Annotated in this window: 25 protein-coding genes; 11 read left to right on the top strand and 14 right to left on the bottom strand. The window is 70.7% G+C overall.

What is annotated here, in order from left to right:
• The first annotated feature begins 155 nt into the window (after positions 1-155).
• On the top strand, positions 156-758 hold the full coding sequence (locus tag ACK4YQ_RS09805; protein ID WP_409610833.1) for a flavodoxin family protein: 603 nt from the start codon (positions 156-158) through the stop codon (positions 756-758).
• Positions 759-804: 46 nt separating this feature from the next.
• Here ACK4YQ_RS09805 and ACK4YQ_RS09800 read toward each other — a convergent pair whose 3' ends face one another.
• Positions 805-2085 carry a hypothetical protein gene (locus ACK4YQ_RS09800; protein ID WP_409610831.1) on the bottom strand — a complete coding sequence of 427 codons (1281 nt, stop codon included), beginning with the start codon at positions 2083-2085 and terminating at the stop codon, positions 805-807.
• Positions 2086-2177: 92 nt separating this feature from the next.
• Complete coding sequence (locus ACK4YQ_RS09795; protein ID WP_409610829.1) at positions 2178-2414, bottom strand: hypothetical protein; 237 nt, start codon at positions 2412-2414, stop codon at positions 2178-2180.
• Positions 2415-3107: 693 nt separating this feature from the next.
• Here ACK4YQ_RS09795 and ACK4YQ_RS09790 point away from each other — a divergent pair.
• From ACK4YQ_RS09790 to ACK4YQ_RS09780, 3 genes are all read left to right on the top strand, one after another.
• Positions 3108-3959 carry a Crp/Fnr family transcriptional regulator gene (locus ACK4YQ_RS09790; RefSeq protein WP_409610827.1) on the top strand — a complete coding sequence of 284 codons (852 nt, stop codon included), beginning with the start codon at positions 3108-3110 and terminating at the stop codon, positions 3957-3959.
• 650 nt (positions 3960-4609) lie between these two features.
• Positions 4610-5380, top strand: a complete 771-nt coding sequence (locus ACK4YQ_RS09785; RefSeq protein ID WP_409610825.1) for a Crp/Fnr family transcriptional regulator — start codon at positions 4610-4612, stop codon at positions 5378-5380.
• A gap of 146 nt (positions 5381-5526) precedes the next feature.
• Positions 5527-6279 (top strand): BON domain-containing protein, encoded by a 753-nt coding sequence (locus ACK4YQ_RS09780; protein ID WP_409610823.1) that lies wholly within the window; start codon positions 5527-5529, stop codon positions 6277-6279.
• A 74-nt stretch (positions 6280-6353) separates the two neighbouring features.
• On the opposite strand, the gene ACK4YQ_RS09775 is transcribed toward ACK4YQ_RS09780, so the two are convergent.
• Genes ACK4YQ_RS09775 through ACK4YQ_RS09765 form a run of 3 tightly spaced genes read right to left on the bottom strand, consistent with a single transcriptional unit; the run spans position 6354 to position 8931 of the window.
• Entirely contained in the window at positions 6354-7145 is a 792-nt protein-coding gene (locus tag ACK4YQ_RS09775; protein ID WP_409610821.1) for an SDR family NAD(P)-dependent oxidoreductase, read from the bottom strand.
• Positions 7142-8332: a zinc-dependent alcohol dehydrogenase gene (locus tag ACK4YQ_RS09770; protein WP_409610819.1), complete on the bottom strand. Its 1191-nt coding sequence runs from the start codon at positions 8330-8332 to the stop codon at positions 7142-7144. The genes ACK4YQ_RS09775 and ACK4YQ_RS09770 overlap by 4 nt, the downstream gene beginning before the upstream one ends.
• 8 nt (positions 8333-8340) lie before the next feature.
• Positions 8341-8931 carry an SRPBCC family protein gene (locus tag ACK4YQ_RS09765; protein ID WP_409610817.1) on the bottom strand — a complete coding sequence of 197 codons (591 nt, stop codon included), beginning with the start codon at positions 8929-8931 and terminating at the stop codon, positions 8341-8343.
• A gap of 197 nt (positions 8932-9128) precedes the next feature.
• Here ACK4YQ_RS09765 and ACK4YQ_RS09760 point away from each other — a divergent pair, with 197 nt between their 5' ends.
• Positions 9129-9674 carry a hypothetical protein gene (locus ACK4YQ_RS09760; protein WP_409610815.1) on the top strand — a complete coding sequence of 182 codons (546 nt, stop codon included), beginning with the start codon at positions 9129-9131 and terminating at the stop codon, positions 9672-9674.
• A 9-nt stretch (positions 9675-9683) separates the two neighbouring features.
• The gene (locus ACK4YQ_RS09755; RefSeq protein ID WP_409610813.1) at positions 9684-10139 is read left to right on the top strand and encodes a DUF421 domain-containing protein; all 456 of its coding nucleotides are present in this window, start codon (positions 9684-9686) and stop codon (positions 10137-10139) included.
• Positions 10140-10159: 20 nt separating this feature from the next.
• Here the strand turns inward: ACK4YQ_RS09755 and ACK4YQ_RS09750 are convergent, their stop codons facing one another.
• Entirely contained in the window at positions 10160-10711 is a 552-nt protein-coding gene (locus tag ACK4YQ_RS09750; RefSeq protein WP_409610811.1) for a hypothetical protein, read from the bottom strand.
• Between the two features lie 192 nt (positions 10712-10903).
• Here ACK4YQ_RS09750 and ACK4YQ_RS09745 point away from each other — a divergent pair, with 192 nt between their 5' ends.
• Positions 10904-11065, top strand: a complete 162-nt coding sequence (locus tag ACK4YQ_RS09745) for a hypothetical protein (RefSeq protein ID WP_409610809.1) — start codon at positions 10904-10906, stop codon at positions 11063-11065.
• 22 nt (positions 11066-11087) lie between these two features.
• Positions 11088-11270 carry a hypothetical protein gene (locus tag ACK4YQ_RS09740; RefSeq protein WP_409610807.1) on the top strand — a complete coding sequence of 61 codons (183 nt, stop codon included), beginning with the start codon at positions 11088-11090 and terminating at the stop codon, positions 11268-11270.
• A 30-nt stretch (positions 11271-11300) separates the two neighbouring features.
• Here ACK4YQ_RS09740 and ACK4YQ_RS09735 read toward each other — a convergent pair whose 3' ends face one another.
• From ACK4YQ_RS09735 to ACK4YQ_RS09700, 8 genes are read right to left on the bottom strand one after another with little or no spacing between them, the layout of a single operon-like run.
• Positions 11301-12140: a Crp/Fnr family transcriptional regulator gene (locus ACK4YQ_RS09735; RefSeq protein WP_409610805.1), complete on the bottom strand. Its 840-nt coding sequence runs from the start codon at positions 12138-12140 to the stop codon at positions 11301-11303.
• A gap of 20 nt (positions 12141-12160) precedes the next feature.
• The gene (locus ACK4YQ_RS09730) at positions 12161-13177 is read right to left on the bottom strand and encodes a UDP-glucuronic acid decarboxylase family protein (protein WP_409610803.1); all 1017 of its coding nucleotides are present in this window, start codon (positions 13175-13177) and stop codon (positions 12161-12163) included.
• Positions 13178-13209: 32 nt separating this feature from the next.
• A complete protein-coding gene (locus tag ACK4YQ_RS09725) occupies positions 13210-14298 on the bottom strand; it encodes a glycosyltransferase (protein ID WP_409610801.1) in 1089 nt (362 codons plus the stop codon).
• A 7-nt stretch (positions 14299-14305) separates the two neighbouring features.
• Positions 14306-15400, bottom strand: coding sequence for a glycosyltransferase (locus ACK4YQ_RS09720; protein WP_409610799.1), 1095 nt, complete (start codon positions 15398-15400; stop codon positions 14306-14308).
• On the bottom strand, positions 15397-16515 hold the full coding sequence (locus ACK4YQ_RS09715) for a glycosyltransferase (protein WP_409610797.1): 1119 nt from the start codon (positions 16513-16515) through the stop codon (positions 15397-15399). The genes ACK4YQ_RS09720 and ACK4YQ_RS09715 overlap by 4 nt, the downstream gene beginning before the upstream one ends.
• Positions 16512-17657 (bottom strand): glycosyltransferase family 4 protein, encoded by a 1146-nt coding sequence (locus tag ACK4YQ_RS09710; protein WP_409610795.1) that lies wholly within the window; start codon positions 17655-17657, stop codon positions 16512-16514. Before ACK4YQ_RS09710 ends, ACK4YQ_RS09715 begins: the two co-directional genes overlap by 4 nt.
• A complete protein-coding gene (locus tag ACK4YQ_RS09705; RefSeq protein ID WP_409610793.1) occupies positions 17654-18712 on the bottom strand; it encodes an NAD-dependent epimerase/dehydratase family protein in 1059 nt (352 codons plus the stop codon). Before ACK4YQ_RS09705 ends, ACK4YQ_RS09710 begins: the two co-directional genes overlap by 4 nt.
• A complete protein-coding gene (locus ACK4YQ_RS09700; RefSeq protein WP_409610791.1) occupies positions 18709-19821 on the bottom strand; it encodes an NAD-dependent epimerase/dehydratase family protein in 1113 nt (370 codons plus the stop codon). The genes ACK4YQ_RS09705 and ACK4YQ_RS09700 overlap by 4 nt, the downstream gene beginning before the upstream one ends.
• A gap of 341 nt (positions 19822-20162) precedes the next feature.
• Here ACK4YQ_RS09700 and ACK4YQ_RS09695 point away from each other — a divergent pair, with 341 nt between their 5' ends.
• Genes ACK4YQ_RS09695 through ACK4YQ_RS09685 form a run of 3 tightly spaced genes read left to right on the top strand, consistent with a single transcriptional unit; the run spans position 20163 to position 22623 of the window.
• Positions 20163-21269, top strand: a complete 1107-nt coding sequence (locus ACK4YQ_RS09695) for an inositol-3-phosphate synthase (protein ID WP_409610789.1) — start codon at positions 20163-20165, stop codon at positions 21267-21269.
• Positions 21266-21871, top strand: a complete 606-nt coding sequence (locus ACK4YQ_RS09690; RefSeq protein ID WP_409610787.1) for a histidine phosphatase family protein — start codon at positions 21266-21268, stop codon at positions 21869-21871. Before ACK4YQ_RS09695 ends, ACK4YQ_RS09690 begins: the two co-directional genes overlap by 4 nt.
• Positions 21859-22623, top strand: a complete 765-nt coding sequence (locus ACK4YQ_RS09685; protein ID WP_409610785.1) for a TIGR04290 family methyltransferase — start codon at positions 21859-21861, stop codon at positions 22621-22623. The genes ACK4YQ_RS09690 and ACK4YQ_RS09685 overlap by 13 nt, the downstream gene beginning before the upstream one ends.
• Positions 22624-22626: the final 3 nt, after the last annotated feature.

Genomic DNA, 22626 nt, shown 5'->3' with positions numbered 1-22626 from the left:
CTGAGCGGGCGGCGGTGGCGGCCCGCCGGTGGCGGCGGAAGCTCCCGGGGGCGGCTTCGGTTCCCGGGCGTGGGGGCGAAACCCGCCCGAACGCGACGGAACGCATGGCGCCGGCGCGCGTCCTTGAAGCACCCGTCTCCCCGAGGAACGCCCCCATGTCCCTGATCGCCCAGCCGCTCAACTGCAGTCTCAAGACGGAGAGCGAAAGCTCAACCGATGCAATGATTTCGCTGATCGCTCAGGAGTTCCGCAGACATGAGGTCCAGGTGGCCGACACGATCCGCGTGGCCGCCCACGACGTCCGTCCGGGCGTCACCTCCGACGAGGGGCCGGCCGACGCCTGGCCGCAGATCCGCCGCCAGGTGCTGGCAGCCGACATCCTGATCCTCGGCACGCCGATCTGGCTCGGCCAGCCCAGCAGCGTCTGCAAGCGGGTGCTGGAGCGGATGGACGCCTTTCTCGGCGAAACCGACGACGCCGGTCGCATGCCGCCCTATTCGAAGGTGGCCGTGGTCGCCGTCGTCGGCAACGAGGACGGCGCGCACCACGTCGCCGCCGAGCTGTTCCAGGCGCTGAACGACGTGGGCTGGACGCTGCCGGCGGCGGCGAGCTGCTACTGGGTGGGCGAGGCGATGCACGCCAAGAATTTCAATGACCTGGACAAGGTTCCTGAGAAGATCGCCAGCACCGCCGCCAGCCTGGCCTCGAACGCCGCGCACTTGGCACGCCTCCTGAAGCAGGACGCCTATCCCGGATGAGACGCGGCGGACCAGGACGCCCGGACGGCGTCCTGGTCGCACCCGGTCAGGCCGAGGCGGCGCCGTGCTGCCCGGCGGCGCGCTGGTAGCCGAGGTCCTGGTGCGGTCCGTCCGGCCGCAGGGCCTCGACCGGATGCGGCCCCTCGGTCTCGAACCGGTATTCGCCGCCTTCGAAGGTGCGCCGATGCTGTTCGATCACCCGCTCGGACGGCGCGCCGCCGTCGTTCACCTTGGCCTGGTAGGCGAAGTAGCGGTGATCCGGCGGCAGGCTGCTGATGGGCACGAACTCCGAATCCCAGGCCGTCAGGTCCACCTGCCGGGCGACCACGTCCCGCAGGTAGGCCTTGTTCTCCTCGAAGGTCATGGGGGCTTCGTATCCCGGGCCGACGAGCTCGGCGGCGTCCTTGCCCTCGATCTGCTCCAGGGCCTGCGCCGCCAGCCGCAGGTGCTCCAGCTCCATGTTCAGGTGCAGCTCCCAGATCGCCCGGATCCGCGGGTCGACCTCGGTCTCCAGGCACGACCAGTAGAGCCAGCACTCATGGTTTTCGTGCAGCACCCAGTTGGTCAGCCACGAGACGGTCGGGTCCAGGCAGGACTCGTAGTGGCTGACGTGCTGCTCCTCGATCTGGGCGATCTCCATGTAGAGCGCCCGGGCCAGCGGGTCGCTCGGCCGGTTGCCCGAGTTCATATAGAAATTCATCGTCTGCTGCTCGGCCGAGACCAGGGTCATGGCGTTCAGCAGCGACTGGCGATGGGCCGCCTGGACCGTCATCGGCCGGCGGATGTCGTCGCAGGGATCGCGGTGTTCAAAGATCGTCGGCCGTCCGGGCGTGATCTCGGTGTAGTCGCCGGTGATCTCCTCGGCCCGCCGGCTGTTGCCCATCAGGTCCATCAGGTTGGCGTAGCGGTAGAGGTGGTCGAAGTCCTCCAGCAGGCCGTACTCGTAGACCTGGCGCAGGTACGGGTCCGGCTCGTTGCGGGCCAGCCAGGCGGTGAGGTCGACCGCCACCTGCTCGTAGCCGATGGTCACTTCCAGCACGTTCTCATGCGCCTCGCCCGGCACCAGCCAGTTCACCGCCTTCTGCTGCTGCTGCTCGATGCGGCGCACGGCCTGCAGGCGCTGCTTCAGGTCCACGTCGGCGCAGTTGCGGTTGAAGGCGTGGGAGAAGTTCATCGCCTCCACCTCCACGCCGTTCATCAGGATCACCCGGCAGCGCGTGTAGGGGTGCACCTCCTCCGAGCTGTAGGGATCGACGTTGAGCTCGGACCAGCTCCGAAGCTGGCGCCCCAGCGGGATGCCCTTTTCGGCGAGGGGGTTGAACGGCATGGGCGACCTCTCGGGTTTCAGGGTTCAGGGACCGGCACCAACTCAGGGGCGGACTGAATGTTCCTGGCGCTCGAAATTCCCGCCGGGCGGGTTCAGACCAGCGCCGTATAGAGGATGAAGGCGAAGAGGAGCGCGGCGACGACCGCCAGAACGGTCGCGACGCTGAATGACTTCGTCTGGTTGAGGCGGTCTGCGTCGCCGTCCGGGGCGAGCTCCGGCTCGGCCGCGTTCATGCGGCGGTTAGGAGCGGCTGCGCCTTCGGTCCGCAGCGCTTGCGTGGTTTCGTCGGCGGTCGGCCCCGCGCCGGCCGCTTCGGCGTCCGCGCTCAAGGGGGCGGCGGCCGGGTCCGTCCCCGGCGTCTTGTCCCCCGTTGCGCCTGTGTCGACGGCGGCGCGAAGCTGTTCTGGGGTAGGGGCTTTTGCGCCTGCCGCTCTGTCCGTGGCCATGACGACTCCTAGCTTTCCTTGCGAGGTCGGCCCGCGTTCCGCTGCGGGTGGCCGCTCGGGGCAAGGACAACCGGCGCCGCCGCAATTGGTTCCTGGCGCCGACGGGAAGATCGCCCGGTTCATGATGAAGAGCGGCGGAGAATTTCGACAGTCAAGCTCGCTGGTCACGAATTCTTGCGCAGGGAAATCCTGAGCGTTTTCCAGGATTCCTGGCGATGGGAATAATATTTGATAAGATTTGCCTTGCGCCATGGGCTGAGAGCGATTTGACTAAAGCATCGAGCGCTTTGGCTAAAGCATCTCGTTTACTCAGCGCCTGCTCGTCTCTGGCGACGCCCTCGTCAAAAACGGCCCGTTGCTGATCCGAATCCGGTTCCTCGTGATGAGCTGATCGGCCGGGGGCGTTCTGCCCGGTCGCTCGTTGTGTTCAAGCGCTGCGCGATTGCGTCACGCCATCCTCGAGCACGTGGATGCGTCGACGGTGTGCGGCCAGGGAGGGGCGGACACCGGCGCGGTCGCCCGCGCGACAGAAGGAGGCGTCATGTCTGGTTCGATGGCGGCGCAAGCGGTGCGCACATGATGACGAACGACCCCAAAGCCGCCCGCCGCAATTCCGGCTCGATCGAGTCCGGCTCCATCGATTCCGGCGACGGGCGCCGTTCGGGCGACCCCGGTCCGGAGCTGGGCGGCGGCCTGGGACGCAAGGCGACGCCCAAGGTGTCGGAACTGGCCTATCTCTCCCGCTTCGATGTCGAGGACCGCGTGGCCGTCGGCGAGCTCCTGGGACCGCCGCGCTCGACCCGGGCGGGGAACGACCTGGTGGGCGAGGACGCCGCCTCGTCGGATTGCACGGTCCTGATGGAGGGGCAGGCCTACCGCCACAAGACCCTGGCCGACGGCCGCCGACAGATCCTGCTCTTCCACTTTCCCGGCGACATCCTGAACTTCCAGGAGGTGCTGCTGGGCCGCGACTGCACGGTCACCTCCCTGACCGCCTGCGTGACGGCGTCCCTGACACTGGGGCAGCTTCAGACGCTGCTCGGCGAGCGGCCGCGCCTGGGGCTCGCGCTATGGCGGGAAAGCCTCGCCGAGGCCGCCCTGCTGCGCGAACGCCTGCTGGCGATGGGGCAGCTCTCCGCCTACGAGCGCATGGCCCATCTGCTGTGCGAGGTGTTCGGCCGCTCGAGCGCCGCCGGGCTGGTGCGCAATCATCGCTGCTATTTTCCCGCGACCCAGGCCCACCTGGCGGACGCCCTGGGCCTTTCGGGCGTGCACACCAACCGCCTGCTGCAGCAGTTGCGCAGTCGGGGCTTGGCCGACATCCGCGGCCGCCAACTCAGGGTTCCGGACTGGTCCGCCTTGTCGACTGCGGCGGAGCGTGAGACTCCGCGTCGCCTGCACGAGCTGGACGCGCACCCAGGGGCCTAGGCCCGCGCAGGCGCCGGGCGTCCAACGCCATCAGCAAACGAAGCTGTTCGTCGAAGATCTCGACGAGCTCGATCCGGTCCAGCCCGGGATCACGTGAGACCGCGCACCTGACGTCGCGCTCCAGCTCTCCGCCGCCGGGGGCGTTCACCGCGCGCAGCTGCGGGACGGCCGAACGGCGGGTGTGGACGAGGCAAACAAAGAGAGGCATGGCGTTTCGGGCGGCTGGATATCGTCGGGTCGAGGAAATGCTGGACCAGCATCCGGAACGGCGCACTTAAGTAGTTTATCGGCCTCGCTGTTTCCGCGCCGAAGGGGCAGGACTTGACGCCCGCAAGCGCAGCTGTGCCCGGCCGTTTTCTAAACCATGTTAATGTCGGAAACCTTCGCCGCACGTCGGTGTTTCGACCTCAGGATGCGCGACGGCCGTAGAGGTCCGGCGCAGCGAGGGAACCATGTCCGCCATGCCTGAGGCCAGCCGGCCGACAAGCTCGTTCGGCCCCAGCCGCCATGGAACTGGATCGCCGCCAAAGGTCCCCGTGCGCGGCGGTCCAGGCGCGGGCGCGGCCGGCGCCGCGGCCGCGGCCCCCCGCGGCGCGCCGCACCGCGTCGCGCCGACGGATCCAGACCGGAAGTGGCCGAAGGAGGGCGCCTTGGAGATCGTACGCTCGACGAAACTGGTGGACATGCGCCTGCGCGCCATCAACGAGGAGACCACCAGCGAGGATCTCGCCGCGCTGGATGCGGCGCTCGGGCCCAAGCAGATGCGCCAGGCCAGGGTCCAGCTGGCGGGGGACGACCTGACCCCGTTTGTCATCCTGCGCGGCTGGGCGTGCCTGACCCGCACGGCCGCCGACGGCGGTCGCCAGATCATGTCGTTCCTGCTTCCTGGGGATGCGGTGGGTTTTGGCCCGGCCACCAAGTCGCTGGCGGGCGACAGCCTCTGGACCCTGACGCCCTTGACGTTCCGCCGGCTGCGAAGCGATCGGGCGCGCTACCTGATGTCCCGCACGGCGCTGATGCGCGCGTTCTCGGGCCTGGACGCCCGGCACCAGAACTACCAGCGCAACCAGATCCTGCGCCTGTCGCGGCTGTCCGCGCTGCGGCGCATGGCCGACCTGCTCGCCGAACTCGCGGAGCGGATGACGGAGGTCTCTCCCCCCGGGGAGAACGGGGTGGCCATGCCGCTGCGCCAGGTCCACTGCAGCGATGCGCTCGGGATGAGCGTGGTCCATGTGCGCCACGTCCTGAAGGAACTCGCCGCCCGCGGCGCCACGGTGGTGGAGAACGACCGTCTTCTCGTCTGCGACATCCCGCTTCTGCAGGCGCTCGCCCGCGACGGCGACCGGCGCGCGCCGGCCGAACCCGCTCGGCGTGCGCCGGCGCAGGTGGAGCCGGCGGCGGCCGCCACCTCCGCCGCCTGAGCGCTCGGGTTCCGGAGCCGGACTTCAAACTCAATTGACCGCCGGCGCGTGGCGCGCCCGGCGCGAAGGGGAACGGTCCCGTCCCCGGTGGGTTTTGGCCCAAGGCGTCCAAGCCGGACGCGACACCCCAGCATCGGAGGACACGCATGGCTTATCCGAGCGGCATGTACGGCGACGAGCGCGAGGACCCCCGGCGCCGCGATCCGCGCGACGACAACCAGTTCCGGGGCGGCCGCGGCTATCGCGGGGACGATACGCCCTACAACCAGGGCGAATACGGCTACGACGGCGGCGATTCCTGGCGCGGCCGTGGACGTTCGAGCGCGCCCTACGCGGGCGTCGGCTACGGCGACATGTGGCCGCCCGTCGACTACGCACGTTCACGCTCGCGCGGCTACGCCGACTGGCCCGGCTCCTCAGGCCGGGACGATGAATACGGCTACGCCGGCTACGGCGGCGGGTACGGCGACGACCGCAGCGGCCGGCGCGCCCAGGAGGACCGCAGCTGGTGGGACCGCGCCGCCGACGAGGCCCGCAGCTGGTTCGGCGACGAGGACGCCGAACGCCGGCGCGACATGGATGAGGCCCGGTCCCACCGCGGCCGCGGCCCGAGCGGCTATCGGCGTTCGGACGAGCGGATCAGCGAGGACGTGCACGATCGGCTCACCGACGATCGCTGGCTGGACGCCACCGACATCGTGGTGAAGGTCGAGGATCGCGAGGTGACGCTCGACGGGACTGTGCGCTCGCGCCGCGACAAGCGCCGCGCCGAGGAGATCTGCGAGGAGGTGTTCGCCGTCGCCCACGTGCAGAACAATCTGCGGGTCTCCGAGCGCCAGGGCGAGAGCGCCGGCGCCACGCCCGCGACCGGGGCCTCCCCCGCAACCCGCCGCATCTGACGCGGGTTCAGCACTCCGCCGCCCGAGGCCCCTGGCCCCGGGCGGCTTTTTCGTGCGCGACGGCTGCGCGCCGGTCAGCCGGAGCCGCTTCCGGGTTCCGCCATCTTGCGGTGCTGCTCGGCCAGCACCGATTGCGGGGTGACCGCGGCCATGGCCGCCTGGACCTTGTTGCCCATTCCGGCGACCACGTCGCCCTTGCCCTCGAGCATGGCTTGATAGCCCACCTTGGCCACCTCGGCGGGATCGGCCTTGTCCGGGTCCGAGCCCACCTTGGTGTCGAGCATGTCGGCGCGCTCGAAGAAGCGGGTGTCCGTCGGGCCGGGCATCAGGCAGCTGACGGTCACGCCGCTGTCCTTCAGCTCGTTGCGGAGCGCCCAGGAGAAGCTGTCCAGAAAGGCTTTGGTGCCGTTGTAGGCCGCCTGGAAAGAGCCCGGCATCAGCCCCGCGATGGAGCCGGTGATCAGGATGCGTCCGCGCCCCCGCTCGCGCATGCCGCGGGCCGCCGCCTGCAGCAGGTAGAGCGTGCCGGTGACGTTGGTGTCGATCACATAGCGCACGTCCTCCCAGGCCTGGTCGAGAAAGCCGCCGCCCAGGCCGCGCCCGGCGTTGGCCATCAGAAGCTCGACCGGGCGGCCATCCCAGGCGGCGATCAGCCGCTCGACGCCCTCGATGGTGGCGAGATCCGCCTGCACGGCGACCACCCGCGCGCCCAGGGCCTCCAGGGCGGCCTTGGCCTCGGCCAGGGCCGGCTCGTTGGCGCAGATGACCAGGTCGTGGCCGTCCTGCGCAGCCAGGCGCGCGAGTTCCAGTCCGATGCCGGAGGAGGCGCCGGTGACGACGGCGAGAGGGCGGGCGGCGGGGGTCATGCGGCTTGCCTTTCCCAGCCCGGCTTGAGGACGACCTTGGTCACCTCGTTCTGCTGGGTCTTGAACATCTTGTAGCCCTCCGGCGCCTCTTCGAGGGGGAGCCGGTGGCTGATCAGGTAGGTGGTGTCGACGCGGCCTTCGCCGATCATCTCCAGGAGCGGGCGCAGGTAGCGCTGCACGTGGGTCTGGCCGGTGCGGACCTGCAGCCCCTTTTCCATCAGCGCGCCGATCGGGAACTTGTCGGTGATCCCGCCGTAGACGCCGGGAATCGAGACCCGGCCGCCCTTGCGGCAGGCCATGATCACCTCGCGCAGCACATGGGTGCGGTCCGTGGCCAGGCGCACCTCGGTCTTGATGGCGTCGATGATGTTGTCGAGGGCGAAGCCATGGCTTTCCAGGCCGACGGCGTCGATGCAGGCGTCCGGCCCGATGCCGCCGGTCATCTCCCGCAGCGCCTCGCGCACCTTGACCTCATGGTAGTTGATGCACTGGGCGCCCTTGGCGGCGGCCAGCTCCAGTCGGCGCGGATTGTGGTCGATGCTGATCACCTGGTGCGCCCCCTGCAGGAAGGCGCTCTGCACGGCGAACAGGCCCACTGGCCCTGCGCCCCAGATGGCCACGGTGTCCCCCGGCTCGATCTGGCAGTTCTCGGCCGCCATCCAGCCGGTCGGCAGGATGTCCGACAGGAACAGCACCTTGTCGTCATCCAGCCCGTCGGGAACGACGATCGGCCCGACGTCGGAGTAGGGCACGCGGACGTACTCGGCCTGTCCGCCTGCATAGCCGCCGGTCAGGTGCGAGTAGCCGTAGATGCCGCTCATCGGATAGCCGTAGGCGATCTCCGACATCTCGGCCTTCTCGGCGGGATTGGAGTTGTCGCAGGCCGAGTACTGCTGCTTCTCGCAGAAGAAGCACTTCCCGCAGGCGATGACGAACGGCACGACCACCCGCTGGCCCTTCTTGAGGGTGGAGCCGGGCCCCACCTCGACGACCTCGCCCATGAACTCGTGACCCAGGATGTCGCCGGCCCGCAGGGTGGGGATGAAGCTGTCGTAGAGGTGCAGGTCGGAGCCGCAGATCGCGGTCGAGGTGATCTTGATGATGGCGTCGCGCGGATTGACGATCTTCGGGTCGGGGACCGTTTCCATCCGGACGTCGTGCTTGCCGTGCCAGGTGAGGGCGCGCATGGGATCTCCTAGGATTGTCCGCGGGGCGCGGCGTCGGGGGCTTCGGAGGTGGAGATCTCGCCGGTCTCCAGCAGTTGCTTGAGCCGTCGCAGGTCGCGGCGAACCTGCAGCTTGGGCTCGCGCTGGAAGAGCTTGGCGACCAGCTTGCCGAGGTCGCCGCCCGGGGGCTCGTAGAGGATGGTGGCGGTGATCTCGGAGCCGCGGCCCGGCGGCGCGTCGCGGAATTCCACGCGGCCTTCGTTGCGGATGTCGCCTTCGACCGACCTCCAGGCCAGCGCCCGCCCGGGCTCGTCCTCGGTCAGCTCGCTCACCCAGCTCACCTGGCGGTCGCCGGGCGCCTTGACGGTCCAGGTCGAGCGGCCGGCGCCGTCGATGCTCACCGCCTCGACGTTCTCCATGAAGCGCGCCAGGTTCCGGAAATCCCGCCAGAAGGCGTAGGCTTCGTCGCGGCTGCAGTTCACCGTCACGGTGCGCCCCGCGAGGGAGGCGTCGTCCCAGTCCCGGGCCTCGGCGGCCTCCTTCGTGATCGCCCGCTGGTGCACCGCCGCAGAGAGCGGGGCGTCGCTCTCCTGGGCGCTCGTCACCTTGTCATTACCCATCGGCTGGCCTCCGGAAAACGCAACAACCTGGAGGGGCGCGGCAGGTTCCGGGGGCGGGGAAGCCGCCTCGCCGTCGCCGGACCGCTCCGGGGGAAGCCGCGGAACGGCCGCCGGCCGCCCCGGTTCCCGGCCTCCCCAAGCCGCAACCAAGCCCCCGCACGCGTGTTCAGCGCACGCGAGCAACAGGTGAGAAGAAGATGGCGTCGGCGCGGAAAAAGGAGCTGACCGGGCTTCAGCCCCAGGCCCGGCGCCGGGCCCAGGAGGAGCTTGGCTTCTCCGAGGACCTCGGAGGAACGATCGTCCATTGGCGCGTCGAGCGGGTCGCCTGGGTCGTCTTCGGCCTGCTGATCCTTGGCGCGCTCCTGGGCCTCACAGGCCGCGGCGGCCCGCTGGCGCGCAGCGTCGCCCGCGCCCCGGGCCTGGAGGTGGACTATCCCCGTATCGCGCGCTGGAGCACGCCCGACGACATTGAGCTGGTGATCCGCGACGGCGGCCCGCAGCCGACCGTGCGGCTGGGTCCCGGCTTTGCGCGAGTCTTCCGGATCGAGGAGGTGCGGCCGACGCCGGTGCGGTGGAGCGCGGGCGCGCAGGGGCAGAGCCTCGCCTTCGCCCCCCAGGACGCCGGCCGTCCGCTGTACGTGACGATCCAGGTGCGCCCCCGCCGGCCGGCGTTCGCCAGGCCCGCGACGATCGCCATCGCTGACCGCCGGCCGGCGGACCTGCGCCTCAACGTCCTGCCATAGGAGCCGAAGATGGAATCCGTAGTCCGGGGCGCCGCCATCTACGTGGTGATGCTGATCGTGATCCGGCTGAGCGGGCGGCGCACGCTGGCCCAGATGCGCCCGTTCGACCTGGTGCTCATCCTGATCGTCTCGGAGACCACGCAGCAGGCGCTCCTGGGAGAGGATTTCTCGGTGATCAACGCCCTCGTCCTGATCCTGACGCTGTTCACCCTGGACATCGCGCTGAGCTACATCAAGCGCGCGGCCCCCTGGTTCAGCGACGTCCTCGACGGACGGCCCACGGTGCTGGTGGTCGACGGACGTCCCGACAAGCCGGTGATGGACCGCGCCCGGGTGGCGGTGTCGGACGTCCTGGAGGTGGCCCGCGCCCAACGGGGCCTGACCCGCCTCAGCCAGATCCGCTACGCGATCCTGGAGCCGAGCGGGGACATCAGCATCATTCCGGCGCCGTCGCAGGGGGACTGAGGGCCGCAGGGCCGGGGCGGCTACTTGGCCGTGACCACCATCTGGACATAGGGCGCGGCGGCGTCCTCGTTCCTGACCCCGGCGGCGGAGACCTGTCCCTCCGGCATGCCGTTGGCGATGAGGGCGCTGCGGACCCGCTCGGCCCGCGCCGCGGCCTCGGGGCTCGGGGTGGGCTGTCCGGGATTGCGCCAGACGACCTCGACGCGCACCCGTGCGTCCGGGTGCGCCTGCACCACTGCGGCCAGGGCGCTCAAGGCGCCGTCGGGGTCGGACCGCACCTCCCCGGCGTTGGCGAAGCGGATCGAGGGCAGGGCGAAGGTTTCGCCGGCCGGCCGGTCGGAAGCCAGATAGTCCGCCAGCCTGGAGATCGCCGTCGTGGCCGTGATCTGGGTCCCGTTCGGCAGGGTGACGATCACCGGGTCGGCGGGGGCGATCGGCGGGTTGCGGAACGCGCCCTTGTCCTGCGTCGCCGGATCCACCGTGCCGTCCTGGCGGCCGCACCCCGCCAGCGCCAGGCATCCCGCCAGCATCGGAATGGCGAGGCGGGAGAATGCGATGCGGGCTGTGGACATGGGAGACCTCTTCCACCGGTGGGACAGGGGGCGCCGGCGTCTCCAACGGGGCGGCCGGCCCTCTCCCAACACCTTGGTGGCGGCGCGGTTCCGGCCCGCCCCAACCGTGGCCTTCGGCCTCCGCGGCAACCCCCGCAGGCGCACGGCGTTAGTCCGCTCGACGTTGGGAAACGCAGCCAAGGGAGCCTGACGATGGCGAGGCATGAAGCGGACACGGGCTATGGCGTCGGCGGTCGGGCCGGGGGCGGCGCGGCGGCGCGCGGCGTCCTTTGGGTGATGCTGCTGCTGGCCACGGCGTTCTGGTTCTGGGCCGCCGCCTTCATCGACTACGGCATACTGGCCGGCGTTTACTGACCGGCCGGGCGAGGCGTTCGGCATGGCGATCTTCACCGGCTCCTTCCTCGACGCTCATGGCGGCGAACGGGTGTTCCACCTGGAGGCGCGGGACTTCGACGAGGCCGAGGAACTGCTGGAACGCATCGCCTGCAGCGGCCGCATCGACGGACAGCTGCTGGAGGAAGGCGAGGCCGAGCGGCCCTTTCCGATCGGCAATGCTTGAGGCCGCGCCGGCGCGAGCGCCGGTCGGTCCTCAGGGCTCGCCGCCCTTTCCCCCCGCAAGGTCGCGCGATCGGTAGTTGGACAGCGCGGTCAGCACCTGGGGCGCAAGCAGCTTGGCTTCGCCGCCGCGAACCTCGATCAGCTTCTCGCGCTTGAGCTGCTGCAGCGTGCGGTTCACGTGGACCACGCTGAGGCCCAGGATGTCGGCGAGCACTTCCTGGGTGACGGGCAGGGGGAAGCTGTAGCCCTGGGTGAGCCCCACCAGGGCGAGCCGTTCGTGCAATTCCAGCAGCAGGTGCGCCGCGCGCTCATAGGCCGTCTGCCGGCCGAGCCGGACGAGCTGGTTGAGGAGCAGCGCCTCCTCCGCCCGGACCGCCATGTACAGCGACTGGGCCAGGCCGGGGTGTTCCTTGCGGTTGGCCGCCGCGCGCCGGACCGCCTCCCCGTCGACGGTCTGCAGTTCGGTGACGGCGCCCACGCTGGCCAGGGCGCCGGCGTCTCGCGGACCGCCCAGGGCGATCCCGTCCCCCGGCAGCAGGAAGCAGAACACTTGGCGGCGGCCGTCCGGCAGGATCCTGTATCGGCAGGCCCAGCCGGAGATGATGAAGCGGGCGCCGCTCGGCTCCGTCTCGGCCGCGAGGACCACCGAGTTCGCGGCATGGACCTCGCCGTCTCCGGAGAGGCGGCGCACGAGGTCCACCTCACGCTCGGAGAGGCTGGCCAGTCCGCCGAGGCGGCGGACGACCACATCGACCGCCTGGACGGAACGGCGGCTACGGAAGCGGCTGGCGACCATCGGCGGATCGGCTCCGGCAGGCGCCAGGGACCTCGGCGTCTCGACGCAAGCCTCGGCCCGCGAGCTCACGTCCATGCGAAGGCTCCCGGAGGAGCCTAGGGCGCGACCACGGCGGCGTCGCGGCTGCGGTCTTCGCCGACGGGCTCCCGCGGATGTTCGAACCAGTCAATCGTCGCATAGAGGCCCTCCACGAGCCCGACCCGCGGACTCCATTCCAGCAGGCGCTGCGCCTTGCTGATGTCGGGACGCCGCCGCCGCGGATCGTCGGTCGGCAGGGGAAGGTGCACGATTGCGGAGCTGGAGCCGCACAGCTCGCGCACCATCTCGGCCAGCCGGCCGACCGTCACCTCGGTCGGGTTGCCGAGATTGACCGGGCCGGGTTGCGGGCCGCCGTGCTCCAGCAGGGCGATGAGGCCCTCGACCAGGTCGCTGACGAAGCAGAACGAGCGCGTCTGGTCGCCGGCGCCGAAGACCGTCATGTCCTCGCCGCCGAGGGCCTGGGTGATCAGGTTCGAGACCACCCGGCCGTCGGCCGCCGCCAGCCGCGGGCCATAGGTGTTGAAGATGCGCGCCACCCGCACGGAGGCCCGGCCCATGCGGTCGAAGTCGAAGCACAGGGACTCCGCCGCCCGCTTGCCCTCGTCGTAGCAGGCCCGCGGTCCCGTGCAGTTCACGTTGCCCCAGTAGGTCTCCGACTGGGGATGGACGTCCGGGTCGCCGTAGACTTCGCTGGTGGACGCCATCAGGAAGCGGGCGTTGTGACGCTCGGCCAGGCGCAGCAGCCGGTCGGCGCCGAGCACGCTGGTCAGCATCGTATGCTCCGGGTCGGCCTGGTAGAGCTTGGGCGAGGCGGCGCAGGCCAGGTTGCAGATGTGGGTGAAGCGCCGCCGCTTCAGCTCGGCCGGCAGGGGCCTGACCACGTCGCGCTCGATCAGGCTGAAACGCTCGTTCCGCTCGAGCGCGCGCAGGTTCGCCCGATCGCCGGTCTGGAAGTTGTCGAGGCAGACCACCTCGGCGCCCTTGCGCGCCAGGGCCTCGCAAAGGTGCGATCCGACGAAGCCGGCGCCTCCGGCGACCAGGACTCTCGAGTGGCGGCCAACTTCATACTGCATGTCGGGTCTCCTCCGGCCTCTATGCGGCCATCTCAGACGTTCAGCGCCGCGCGGGCCTCGCGCGGCCGGGCCTCGCCCCACAGCTGTCTCTCGACGAGCGCGGCGCGGTGGTCGGCGGTGTGTTCCCGCATCACGCGGCGGCGGCCCGCCTCGGCGAGCGCGTCGCGCGCGGCGGCGTCCGCGCCGCGCAGGACCTCCAGGACCTCGCCGGGGGAAGAGGCGAGCAGGATCTCCCTGCCGGGCTCGAAGATCTCCCCGATCCCGCGCCAGCGGTCGCTGATCACCGGACAGGCGCAGGCCGCCGCCTCGAACAGCCGCACGCTGGGGCTGTGGCCGGCCGCGATCATGTCCTTGCGCGTGACGTTCAGGGTGAAGCGGCTGGCGGCGTAGAAGGCCGGGTGGTCCGCCGGACCCACGTGATCGATCCGCTCGACGTTGGCCGGCCAGGCGATGTCGATGGGATAGCTCGGCCCGGCCACGCAGAACTTCAGGTCGGGCGCCCGGCGGGCCGGCTCCAGCAGCAGTTGCTCCAGCGGCGGCTGGCGGTCCGGACTGTAGGTGCCCAGGTAGGACAGGTCCCATCGCCGTTCGGCCTCGAGCGGCCGGTGCGCCCTGGGGTCCACGGCGCAATAGAGCGCGCTCACCCGGCGCGCGCCGTAGCGGTCGTGAAGCACCTCGAGGCTGCGTCCGCCGCTGAAGGAGAAATAGGCGTCGAACCGGGCCACCTGGTCGACGCTGAGGTACTCGCACGTCCCTTCGGCCAGTGCGCTCAGGGTGATCGGCGTATCGATGTCGTAGAAGGCGACCGGCCCCGTGGCGGTGGTCAGCACCCAGTCGATGACGAGCCGTCCGTCCGGCACGTAGGAGCCGACCAGCACGGCGTCGGCCTGGCGGATCGCTTCGGCCCATTCGGCCTGCAGTTCGGCGACGCCGCCGTAGAACTTCAGCCGGCATACGCCGGGGTCCGGATCACGATGGGCCGCGTACCAGGGCATGTCCCGTTCGAGGAACAGCACCTCGTGGCCGCGCCGTTCCAGGGCCGCCAGCAGGCTGCGGTAGGTGGTGGCGTGGCCGTTTCCCCAGGACGAGGAGAGCGACAGGCCTAGGACGACAAGTCTCATGCGCGCCTCAGACGGTTGACGAGACGCCCGCGTCGACGCGGGCTTCGAGCAGCAGGCGGTCCACCTCGGCGGCGCGCTGGGCGTAGGTGTGCCCGGACAGGACCCGGCGGCGGGCGGCCGCCCCGATCGCCTCGGCCCGCGCGGGCGTGAGGGATTCTAGGATCTCGGCGACCTCTCGCCCGTCGCGGGCGACCAGCACCTCCAGGTTCGGCTCCAGGAACATCTCCAGGCCCACCCAGTCGTCGGTGATCAGGCAGGCGCCGGCCGCCGCGGCCTCGAACACGCGCGTGGCGGGGGAGAAGCCGACTTCGGCCATGGAGTCCCGCGCGACGTTGAGCACGGCGAGGGGCGAGCAGTTGAATGCGTTGTGCTCGCCGGCGCCCACATGACCGAGCTTGGCCACGTTCGGCGGCGTCGCCTTGTCCTCCCAGCCCGATCCGCCCAGCAGGAACCGGCGTGCCGGCGCGCGTCGTGCGGCCTCGAAGAAGAAGGCGTCCACCCGTTGCTCGCGGTCCGGCAGGCGGTTGGCGAGGAAGTTCAGGTCGGCCCGGTACTTTGGCGCCGGCGGCGCCGGAAAGTGGGTGTCCGGGTCCATGGCGTTGTAGATCGGGGCGCAGTGCAGCGCGCCCAGCGCCTTGTAGGCCTCCGTCACCGGCGCGCCGCCGCCGTAGGTGAGGACCAGATCGAGCTGGGGCAGGGCCCGGCGCACCGGGTGGTCCGGGGCGTTGCGCATCTCCGCAAGGGTCGCCGGGGCGTCGACGTCCCAGAAGATCTTCAGCGCCCCGGGGCGGGCGGCGGCCATGACCCTGTCCAGGAGCAGATCGTCGAACACGCCCACCCCGCTGGCCTTGACCACGACGTCGGCGTCGGCGGCCTGGGCGGCGACGCGGCGGGCGGAGTCTTCATCCGCCGGGTAGACGACGACCTCGGCCCAGTCGGGCGGGTCGATGTCGCGGTGCTTCTGGCGGTCGAACGCGTCGGGCTCGTAGAAGGTTATCGCGTGCCCCCGCGCGGCCAGCGCCTTCAACAGGCCGCGGTAGTAGGTGGCCGCGCCGTTCCAGTAGGCGGACAGCAGGCTGGACCCGTAGAACGCGATCTTCATGCGAGCGCGGCTCCCGTACGAAGGGGTTGAAGGTTCAGGTCGTCGACGATGGCCATGAGCTCGGCCGCCCGATGGGCGCAGGTGTGGCGGCTGCGGATGCGGCCCAGGCCGCTTTCGCTCAGCGCCCGGCGCAGGCCCTCGTCCGACTTCAGCTCGCGCAGCCGCGCCGTCATCTCCTGCGGCGTGCGGGCGACCAGGAAGTCTTCCCCCGGGGCGAACAGCCCTTCCTCGTCGCGCCACGGCGCGCTGGCGAGGGGGATTCCGCAGGCTAAGGCCTCGAACACCCGGATGGTGGGGATGCCGGGCAGGCGTTCCACATAGAAGCGTCGCGGCACGTGCACCGTCGCCAGGTGCGCGGCGTAGACCGCGGGCGCCCGGGCGTTCGCCAGCCAGCCGCCGTAGCGGGCGCCGAAGCCCTGCAGCAGGCGGCGGGCCTCTCCCGGATAGCGCACGCCGTGGACCTCGAGCGGCAGGCCGGCCGCCTGGGCCGGCTGCAGCAGATAGTCCTTCAGTTCCTGCGTCCGCTCGCCGTCGCCCCAGTTGCCGACCCACACCAGCCCCTCGCGAGGCGTGTCGGAGGGGAGGGGCCGGAACACGGTGACGTCGGCGGCCTCATGCCAGACGTGAACCTGACGGCCCCAGCCCCAGCCGCGGTAGACCTCGGCCAGGGACTCGCCGAAGGCCAGCACGCCGTCGAAGGCGTCGAGGTCGTAGGCCCGCATCGCCTTCGGCTCGCTGACCGCTCGGTGGTGCGTGTCGTGGAACAGCAGGCGGAAGGCTCCGCCCCGGCTCCGCGCCCGGTTGAACGCGGCGACGACGCCGGGATCGGTCCATTCGTGCACGATCACGAGCTCGGCGCCGGAGGCGGCGGCCAGGGCCGCCTCGGGGGTTTCGTAGGTGGTCGACTTCAGGTCGGGATAGACGCGCCGGAACTCGTCGAGGGCGCTCTCGCCGTGATTGGCGACCAGGTTCACCCGGCTCCAGGCGTCCCGCGGCTCCAGGATCAGGACATCGTGACCCTCCGCAGTCAGGGCGCGGGCCAGGCCGCGGATGAAGTGGGCGTTGCCGTGGTTCCAGCAGGAGGCGAGGGAATGGGTGAGGTAGGCGATTCTCATTCGGCGGCCTCCAGCCGAAGCTCGCCCGTCAGGCCGCAGCCGAGCTCCCCGTAGAGGCCGAGCACGCCCTCGACCATGGCCTCGAGGGTGAAGCTGGCGGCGCGCGCCCGCGCGGCCTCGCCGAGGCGGCGGGCGAGGGCCGGGTCGGCGGCCACGGCCGCCACCTTCGCCGACAGGTCGCGCGCGTCACGGGGCGCAAAGAAGACCGCGCAGTCGCCCCACAGCTCGCGAAACGTCGGGATGTCGGCCAGGACCAGGGGACAGCCGGCCTGCGCAGCTTCCAGCACTGCCAGGCCGAAGGGTTCGTAGAGCGCGGTGGAGACGAACACCGGGCGGTTGGCGAGGCGGGCGAGGACCTCGTCCTGGGCGAGGTTGCCCGCCCAACGGCAGGCCGTGAGCTCGACGCCCTCGCCCGAGGGACCGGCGAGCGGTCCGGCCGCGGCGAAATCGAGACGTTCGAGCGCCGCGGCCGCGGCGTCGAAGGTGGCCGCGTCCTTGCCCGGGTCCCAGAGCCGCCCGGCGGTGAAGACGGCCGGCGCATCGGCGGAAGGCTCGGCCGAAAAGCGCGCCCGCCCGTTGTGGATCACCCGGGGCGCGGGCACGTCGTAGGCACGCGCGATGGCCTCGGCGAACGCGGCGCTGGGCGCGGCCAGAGCGTCGCAGTTCAGCAGGCCCCGCCAATAGGCGCGCGCCCGCCACTGGAATTCTTCGGGGAAGTCCCCGGTCCGTACGGCCGCCCACCACGTCGCCAGGCAGGAGTGGCAGACCCCGACGACCGGCCGGCCAAGCGGGCGCGCGGCGAGGGGCGGGCCGTTCAGGTGGATCAGGTCGACGTCGAGGCGCTCGGCCGCCTGCGCCAGCCCCGCCGCGGCGGCCGCGAGCGCCGGCTCGTCGGCCGCGGTCCAGTCGAGGGGCAGGTCCGTCTCCAGCAGCTCAAGCCCCGGGATGCGCCGGGCCGCCGCCCTCTGCGCGGCGCTGGGATGCGGCCCGAACTGCATGAGCTTGACCTCGGCGCCGCGGGCGGCGAGGCCGCGCGCCAGGTCCAGGCTATAGGTCCACACGCCGCCGACCGCGTCCGTGGTGATCAGCACGCGCCGCGCCTGGCCGACCGGCGCTGGACGGGGCCGCTTGGGGGCGCTCATTCCGCCGCCCCGGCGGTCGCTTGCGCGAGTACGGGGGACTCGGCGGTCAGCCAGCTGGCGAGATCGCGCAGTCCCTCGCGCCAGTCCAGCGGCGCGGGCAGATCGAGCGCCTGCGACACGCGCCGCACGTCGGATACGTAGTAGCGCTGGTCGCCCTGCCGCCAGGGGTGGAAGCTCACCTGCGTGCGCCGTCCGACGATCTCGTCGATGCTCGCGATGACGTCCAGCAGGGTGACCGCGTTGTCCACGCCGCCGCCGAGGTTGAAGGCCCGGCCGCTCACCTTGTCGATGCAGGACAGGGCGCGCAGATAGGCCTCCACCGCGTCGCGCACGTGCAGGATGTCGCGCACCTGCCGCCCGTCGCCGAAGATCTTTACGCCCCGGCCCTGCAGGGCGCGGATCAGGAAATGGGCGACCCAGCCCTGGTCCTCGGTGCCCATCTGACGTGGCCCGTAGATGCAGCTCATGCGCATGACGCAGGTCGGCACCCCGAAGCTGCGCCAGTAGTCCAGGACGTACTGGTCGGCCGCGCCCTTGGAGCAGCCGTAGGGCGTGTGGAAGTCCAGCCGCCGGGCCTCGGACACGCCGACCTCGCGAACGGCGGGATCGACGGGTCCGTAGCGGCGCCCGTCGCAGGCGACGGCGAGGTCGTCCAGCGCGCCGTAGACCTTGTTGGTGCTGGCGAAGATCACCGGCGGCGGCTCGGACCGCCGCCGCGCCGCCTCCAGGACGTTGAGGCTGCCGGTGATGTTGACTTCGCCGTCGTGGCGCGGGTCCGTCAGGCTGGCGGTCACCGCCACCTGTGCGGCGAAGTGGAACACCGCGCCTGCGTCGCCGACGGCGGCGGCCACGAGGCCTTCGTCGCGGATGTCGGCCCGCAGGCGGCGTACGCGCCGGCCGTGCCTCCGCTCCAGCCAGGCCAGGTTGGCCTCGACCCCGGGCCGTGTGAGGCTGTCGAGCACCACCACGTCCCGGCCGTCGCCGGCCAGGCGATCGACGAGGTTGCTGCCGATGAAGCCCGCGCCCCCCGTCACCAGGATCGGACCGTCTCTCATGCGACGAGCCCCCGGCTTTCCAGTTCGCGGCGGGCCTCGGCGGCGCGGTCGTGGGCCTGCTGGCTGGCCACCCATTCCGCCAGTTCGCGCAGGCTGTCCTCGAACGGCGTCGTGGCCTTAAATCCCAGCACGTCCCGGGCCTTGGTCAGGTCCGGAATGCAGTGGCGGATGTCGCCGGCGCGGGCCTTGCCGGTGATGGTCGGCTGCAGCTCGGGGCGGCCCATCGCGGTGGCGAGCACTTGCGCCACCTCTTCGATGGTGCGGGTCCTTCCGCTGCCGATGTTGAACACCTCGCCGTCCGCGTCGGGGCTCTCCAGGGCCAGGGCGAAGGCCCGCGCCACGTCATGGACGTGCACGAAGTCGCGTTTCTGCTGCCCGTCCTCGAACACCTCGGGCGAGCGGCCGTTGGCGATGCGCGAGGCGAAGATCGCCAGCACGCCGGTATAGGGGTTGGAGAGCGCCTGGCCGGGGCCGTAGGCGTTCCACAGCCGCAGGGCCACGCCCTCCATCCCGTATTGGCGGGTGAGGGTGAGCGTCATCCGCTCCTGGACGAACTTGCCCAGCGCATAGATGGAGCGCAGGGCGTTGGCCTTGGTCTCGGGCGTGGGCTGCGGCTGCATCGGCCGCCCCTCCCGGTCGAGGGGATCCCAGGAGGCGTCGCCGGGGCGGCGGTTGCGCACGACGTCCTCGACGAGCTCGCCGTCGACGGTGCGATAGAGGCCCTCGCCATAGATGCTCATGGAGGAGGCGACGACGACCCGCTTCACCGGCTGGTCGATCAGGGCCTGGAACAGCACCGCCGTGCCGTAGTCGTTGACCGAGGTGTAGCGGTCCACCGCATACATGCTCTGACCCACGCCGACCTCGGCGGCGAGGTGGACGACGTGGTCGACGCCGTCCAGCGCGCGTCGCACCATCTCGGCGTCGCGCACGTCGCCGACGATCAGTTCTGCCTTGTCGGCCAGCCCCTGCGGCGGCCGCCGCGTGGGATGCACCTGGCTGATGAGGGCGTCGAGAATGCGGACGTTGTCGCCGCGATCCAGCAGCGCATCGACGAGGTGACGGCCGATGAAGCCTGCGCCGCCGGTGATCAGGACGGTTCGGGACATGCGTTCCTCAACACGGAACACGCCGGGGGCGGCCCGTAAGCAGCTGTTTTCTTGAGCGATAGTTGAATACGCTTGAGCTTGGCTTCAGTAGAAGCGGCCGCAGCGATCCAGCCTGCGGCGAACTAAACAGATGATGAGGAAGCCAGTTCCGACCGCCGGTAATTAAAATATATGCATAAGCCCGGATATTAACAAAAGGCGCAAGCTTTGCTGGCGCGAGCTTAGCTTTTGTTGCTCTCATGTGTTCGCCGATAAAGTAACCCTCCCTGGGAACAAACCTGGCCGACCGGACTTTCCGTCCAGCGCCGGCGATCCGCCGGCCGCAGGAAAGCGGGATTGCGATGTCACGCCGACGGATCCGTATCGCCATCGTTGGAATGGGGAACTGCGCTTCGGCCTTCTTGCAGGGGCTGGTGCGCTATGGGCAGGACGGCGAGCGCCCGCCGGGCCTCATGCACGAGGAGATCGGCGGCTACCGGCTGGCGGACATGGAGGTGGTCTGCGCCTTCGACGTCAGCGCCGCCAAGGTGGGCCGCGACGTGGCCGAGGCGATCCTGGCCGAGCCCAACAACACCCTGCGCTTCTGCGAGGTCCCGCGGCTCGGCGTACCGGTGCTGAGGGGGCCGACGCTGGACGGGATCGGCCGCTACATGGCCGAGGAGCTCGTGGAGTCCGGCGCCCCCGTCGCCGACGTGGCGTCGGCCCTGCGCCGATCGGGCGCGGAGGTCGTGATCTCCTACCTGCCGGTCGGCTCCCAGGCGGCCAGCGAGTTCTACGCCGAGTGCGCCCTGGAAGCGGGCTGCGCCTATGTGAACTGCATGCCGGTGTTCCTGGCCTCCGAGCCCAGGTGGGCGCGACGCTTCGCCGAGCGGGGCCTGCCCATCGTCGGCGACGACATCAAGAGCCAGGTCGGCGCCACCATCCTGCACCGCGAGCTCGTCAACCTGTTCCGCGAACGCGGCGTGCGGGTCGAGCGCACCTATCAGCTCAACTTTGGCGGCAACGCCGATTTCAAGAACATGCTGGAGCGCGAGCGGCTGACCTCCAAGAAGATCTCCAAGACCCGCGCGGTCACCAGCCAGCTCGGCGCGCCGCTGCCGAGCGACTCCGTCCACATCGGGCCCAGCGACTTCGTGCCCTGGCTGAGCGATCGCAAGTGGGCCCACGTTCGGGTCGAGGGCGTGGCCTTCGGCGGCGCGCCCCTGACCATCGAACTGAAGCTGGAGGTCTGGGACAGCCCCAACTCCGCCGGCGTCGTGGTCGATGCGGTGCGATGCGCAAAGCTCGCGCTGGACCGCGGGGTCGGCGGGGCGCTGCTCGGTCCCAGCGCCTACTTCATGAAATCGCCGCCCGAGCAGTACACCGACCACGAGGCCCGCAACCTCACCCTCAGCTTCATCCGAACGCATTCCGGCGCCGTGCAGGAGCCCGGCCCCGTCCTCTCATGACGGCGACGCTCTGGCTGTTGCGCCATGCCGTGCACGGGCGCGTGCACGACGTCCTGTGCGGGCGCATGTCCGGCGTCCATCTCAACGACGCCGGCAGGGCCCAGGCGGCGGACCTGGCCGCGCGCCTGCACGGACGCCAGATCCAGGCGCTCTATTCCAGCCCGCGGGAAAGGGCGCGGGAAACCGCCTCGATCATCGCCGAGCGGCTGCGGCTGTCCGCCGACGTCGAGCCCGCCCTCGACGAGATCGACTATGGCGACTGGACCGGGCAGAAGTTCGACGAACTGGCCCACGATCCCCGCTGGGGCCGGTGGAACGCCGCGCGCGAGGCCGAACGCCCGCCGGGCGGCGAGAGCCTCGCCCAGGTCCGCGCCCGCCTCGACGTCTGGATGGGCCGGCTCGCCCGTCGCCATCCGGGCCAGCACGTGGCTGCGGTTTCCCATGCCGAGACCATCAAGGCCGCCGTCGCCCTGGCCCTGGGCCTTTCGGGAGACGCCCATGAGCGGCTGGACCTGCCGCCCGGCTCGATCTGCGTCATCAGCGTGGGGGACTGGGGCAGGCGGGTGTTGTGCGTGAACGGAGCCTTTGCATGTCCGATCTGACCGCTTCGGAGATCCGCGACCGGGCCCAGGCGCTCGGCCGCTGGTTCCACAACCTGGACCTGAACGGCGTGCAGACCGCGCCCGACCACTTCCTCCACGACTATCCGAACGTGAAATGGCGGCGCTTCCAGCATGTGGTGCCCGAGCGACTGGACGGCAGGACGGTGCTCGATCTGGGGTGCAACGCCGGGTTCTACGCCCTGGAGATGAAGCGGCGCGGGGCGGCGCGTGTCCTTGGGGTGGATTCCGATCCCCGCTATCTCGCCCAGGCGCAGCTCGCCTCGGAAGTGACCGGGCTGGAGATCGAGCTGCGCGAGATGTCCGTGTATGACGTGGCCGAGCTGGGCGAGCGCTTCGACCTGGTGCTGTTCATGGGCGTCCTCTATCACCTGCGCCACCCGCTGCTGGCCCTCGACCTGGTGGGCGAACACGTGGTCGGCGACCTGATGATCTTCCAGACCATGCAGAGGGGCTCGGAGGAGGAGGCGCCGGTCGCCGAAGACTACGATTTCTTCGAGCAGGACCACTTCGCCGCCCCGGGCTACCCGAAGATGCACTTCATCGAGCATCGCTACGCCGGCGATCCCAGCAACTGGTGGGCGCCGAACGCGGCCTGCAGCGCGGCCATGCTGCGCAGCGCCGGCTTCGAGATCGTCGAGCGCCCGGAGCCGGAGGTCTACCTCTGCCGTCGCTCCGCGGGCGCCTCTCCCGGGGGCGCGGTCCACCCCGCGCGTCCCGCGGCCGGCCGCTAGGCG

The sequence above is a fragment of the Phenylobacterium sp. genome, from assembly GCF_046291545.1.
In the GTDB taxonomy this organism is placed as follows: domain Bacteria; phylum Pseudomonadota; class Alphaproteobacteria; order Caulobacterales; family Caulobacteraceae; genus Phenylobacterium.
This window is presented reverse-complemented; position numbering and strand designations above follow the sequence as displayed.

Excerpts from the sequence above, each read along its gene's own strand:
- ACK4YQ_RS09805 (WP_409610833.1), top strand. The coding sequence starts at position 156 with ATGTCCCTGATCGCCCAGCCGCTCAACTGCAGTCTCAAGACGGAGAGC.
- ACK4YQ_RS09800 (WP_409610831.1), bottom strand. The coding sequence starts at position 2,085 with ATGCCGTTCAACCCCCTCGCCGAAAAGGGCATCCCGCTGGGGCGCCAG.
- ACK4YQ_RS09790 (WP_409610827.1), top strand. The coding sequence starts at position 3,108 with ATGATGACGAACGACCCCAAAGCCGCCCGCCGCAATTCCGGCTCGATC.
- ACK4YQ_RS09780 (WP_409610823.1), top strand. The coding sequence starts at position 5,527 with ATGGCTTATCCGAGCGGCATGTACGGCGACGAGCGCGAGGACCCCCGG.
- ACK4YQ_RS09775 (WP_409610821.1), bottom strand. The coding sequence starts at position 7,145 with ATGACCCCCGCCGCCCGCCCTCTCGCCGTCGTCACCGGCGCCTCCTCC.
- ACK4YQ_RS09770 (WP_409610819.1), bottom strand. The coding sequence starts at position 8,332 with ATGCGCGCCCTCACCTGGCACGGCAAGCACGACGTCCGGATGGAAACG.
- ACK4YQ_RS09765 (WP_409610817.1), bottom strand. The coding sequence starts at position 8,931 with ATGGGTAATGACAAGGTGACGAGCGCCCAGGAGAGCGACGCCCCGCTC.
- ACK4YQ_RS09760 (WP_409610815.1), top strand. The coding sequence starts at position 9,129 with ATGGCGTCGGCGCGGAAAAAGGAGCTGACCGGGCTTCAGCCCCAGGCC.
- ACK4YQ_RS09755 (WP_409610813.1), top strand. The coding sequence starts at position 9,684 with ATGGAATCCGTAGTCCGGGGCGCCGCCATCTACGTGGTGATGCTGATC.
- ACK4YQ_RS09750 (WP_409610811.1), bottom strand. The coding sequence starts at position 10,711 with ATGTCCACAGCCCGCATCGCATTCTCCCGCCTCGCCATTCCGATGCTG.
- ACK4YQ_RS09745 (WP_409610809.1), top strand. The coding sequence starts at position 10,904 with ATGGCGAGGCATGAAGCGGACACGGGCTATGGCGTCGGCGGTCGGGCC.
- ACK4YQ_RS09740 (WP_409610807.1), top strand. The coding sequence starts at position 11,088 with ATGGCGATCTTCACCGGCTCCTTCCTCGACGCTCATGGCGGCGAACGG.
- ACK4YQ_RS09735 (WP_409610805.1), bottom strand. The coding sequence starts at position 12,140 with ATGGACGTGAGCTCGCGGGCCGAGGCTTGCGTCGAGACGCCGAGGTCC.
- ACK4YQ_RS09730 (WP_409610803.1), bottom strand. The coding sequence starts at position 13,177 with ATGCAGTATGAAGTTGGCCGCCACTCGAGAGTCCTGGTCGCCGGAGGC.
- ACK4YQ_RS09725 (WP_409610801.1), bottom strand. The coding sequence starts at position 14,298 with ATGAGACTTGTCGTCCTAGGCCTGTCGCTCTCCTCGTCCTGGGGAAAC.
- ACK4YQ_RS09720 (WP_409610799.1), bottom strand. The coding sequence starts at position 15,400 with ATGAAGATCGCGTTCTACGGGTCCAGCCTGCTGTCCGCCTACTGGAAC.
- ACK4YQ_RS09715 (WP_409610797.1), bottom strand. The coding sequence starts at position 16,515 with ATGAGAATCGCCTACCTCACCCATTCCCTCGCCTCCTGCTGGAACCAC.
- ACK4YQ_RS09710 (WP_409610795.1), bottom strand. The coding sequence starts at position 17,657 with ATGAGCGCCCCCAAGCGGCCCCGTCCAGCGCCGGTCGGCCAGGCGCGG.
- ACK4YQ_RS09705 (WP_409610793.1), bottom strand. The coding sequence starts at position 18,712 with ATGAGAGACGGTCCGATCCTGGTGACGGGGGGCGCGGGCTTCATCGGC.
- ACK4YQ_RS09700 (WP_409610791.1), bottom strand. The coding sequence starts at position 19,821 with ATGTCCCGAACCGTCCTGATCACCGGCGGCGCAGGCTTCATCGGCCGT.
- ACK4YQ_RS09695 (WP_409610789.1), top strand. The coding sequence starts at position 20,163 with ATGTCACGCCGACGGATCCGTATCGCCATCGTTGGAATGGGGAACTGC.
- ACK4YQ_RS09690 (WP_409610787.1), top strand. The coding sequence starts at position 21,266 with ATGACGGCGACGCTCTGGCTGTTGCGCCATGCCGTGCACGGGCGCGTG.
- ACK4YQ_RS09685 (WP_409610785.1), top strand. The coding sequence starts at position 21,859 with ATGTCCGATCTGACCGCTTCGGAGATCCGCGACCGGGCCCAGGCGCTC.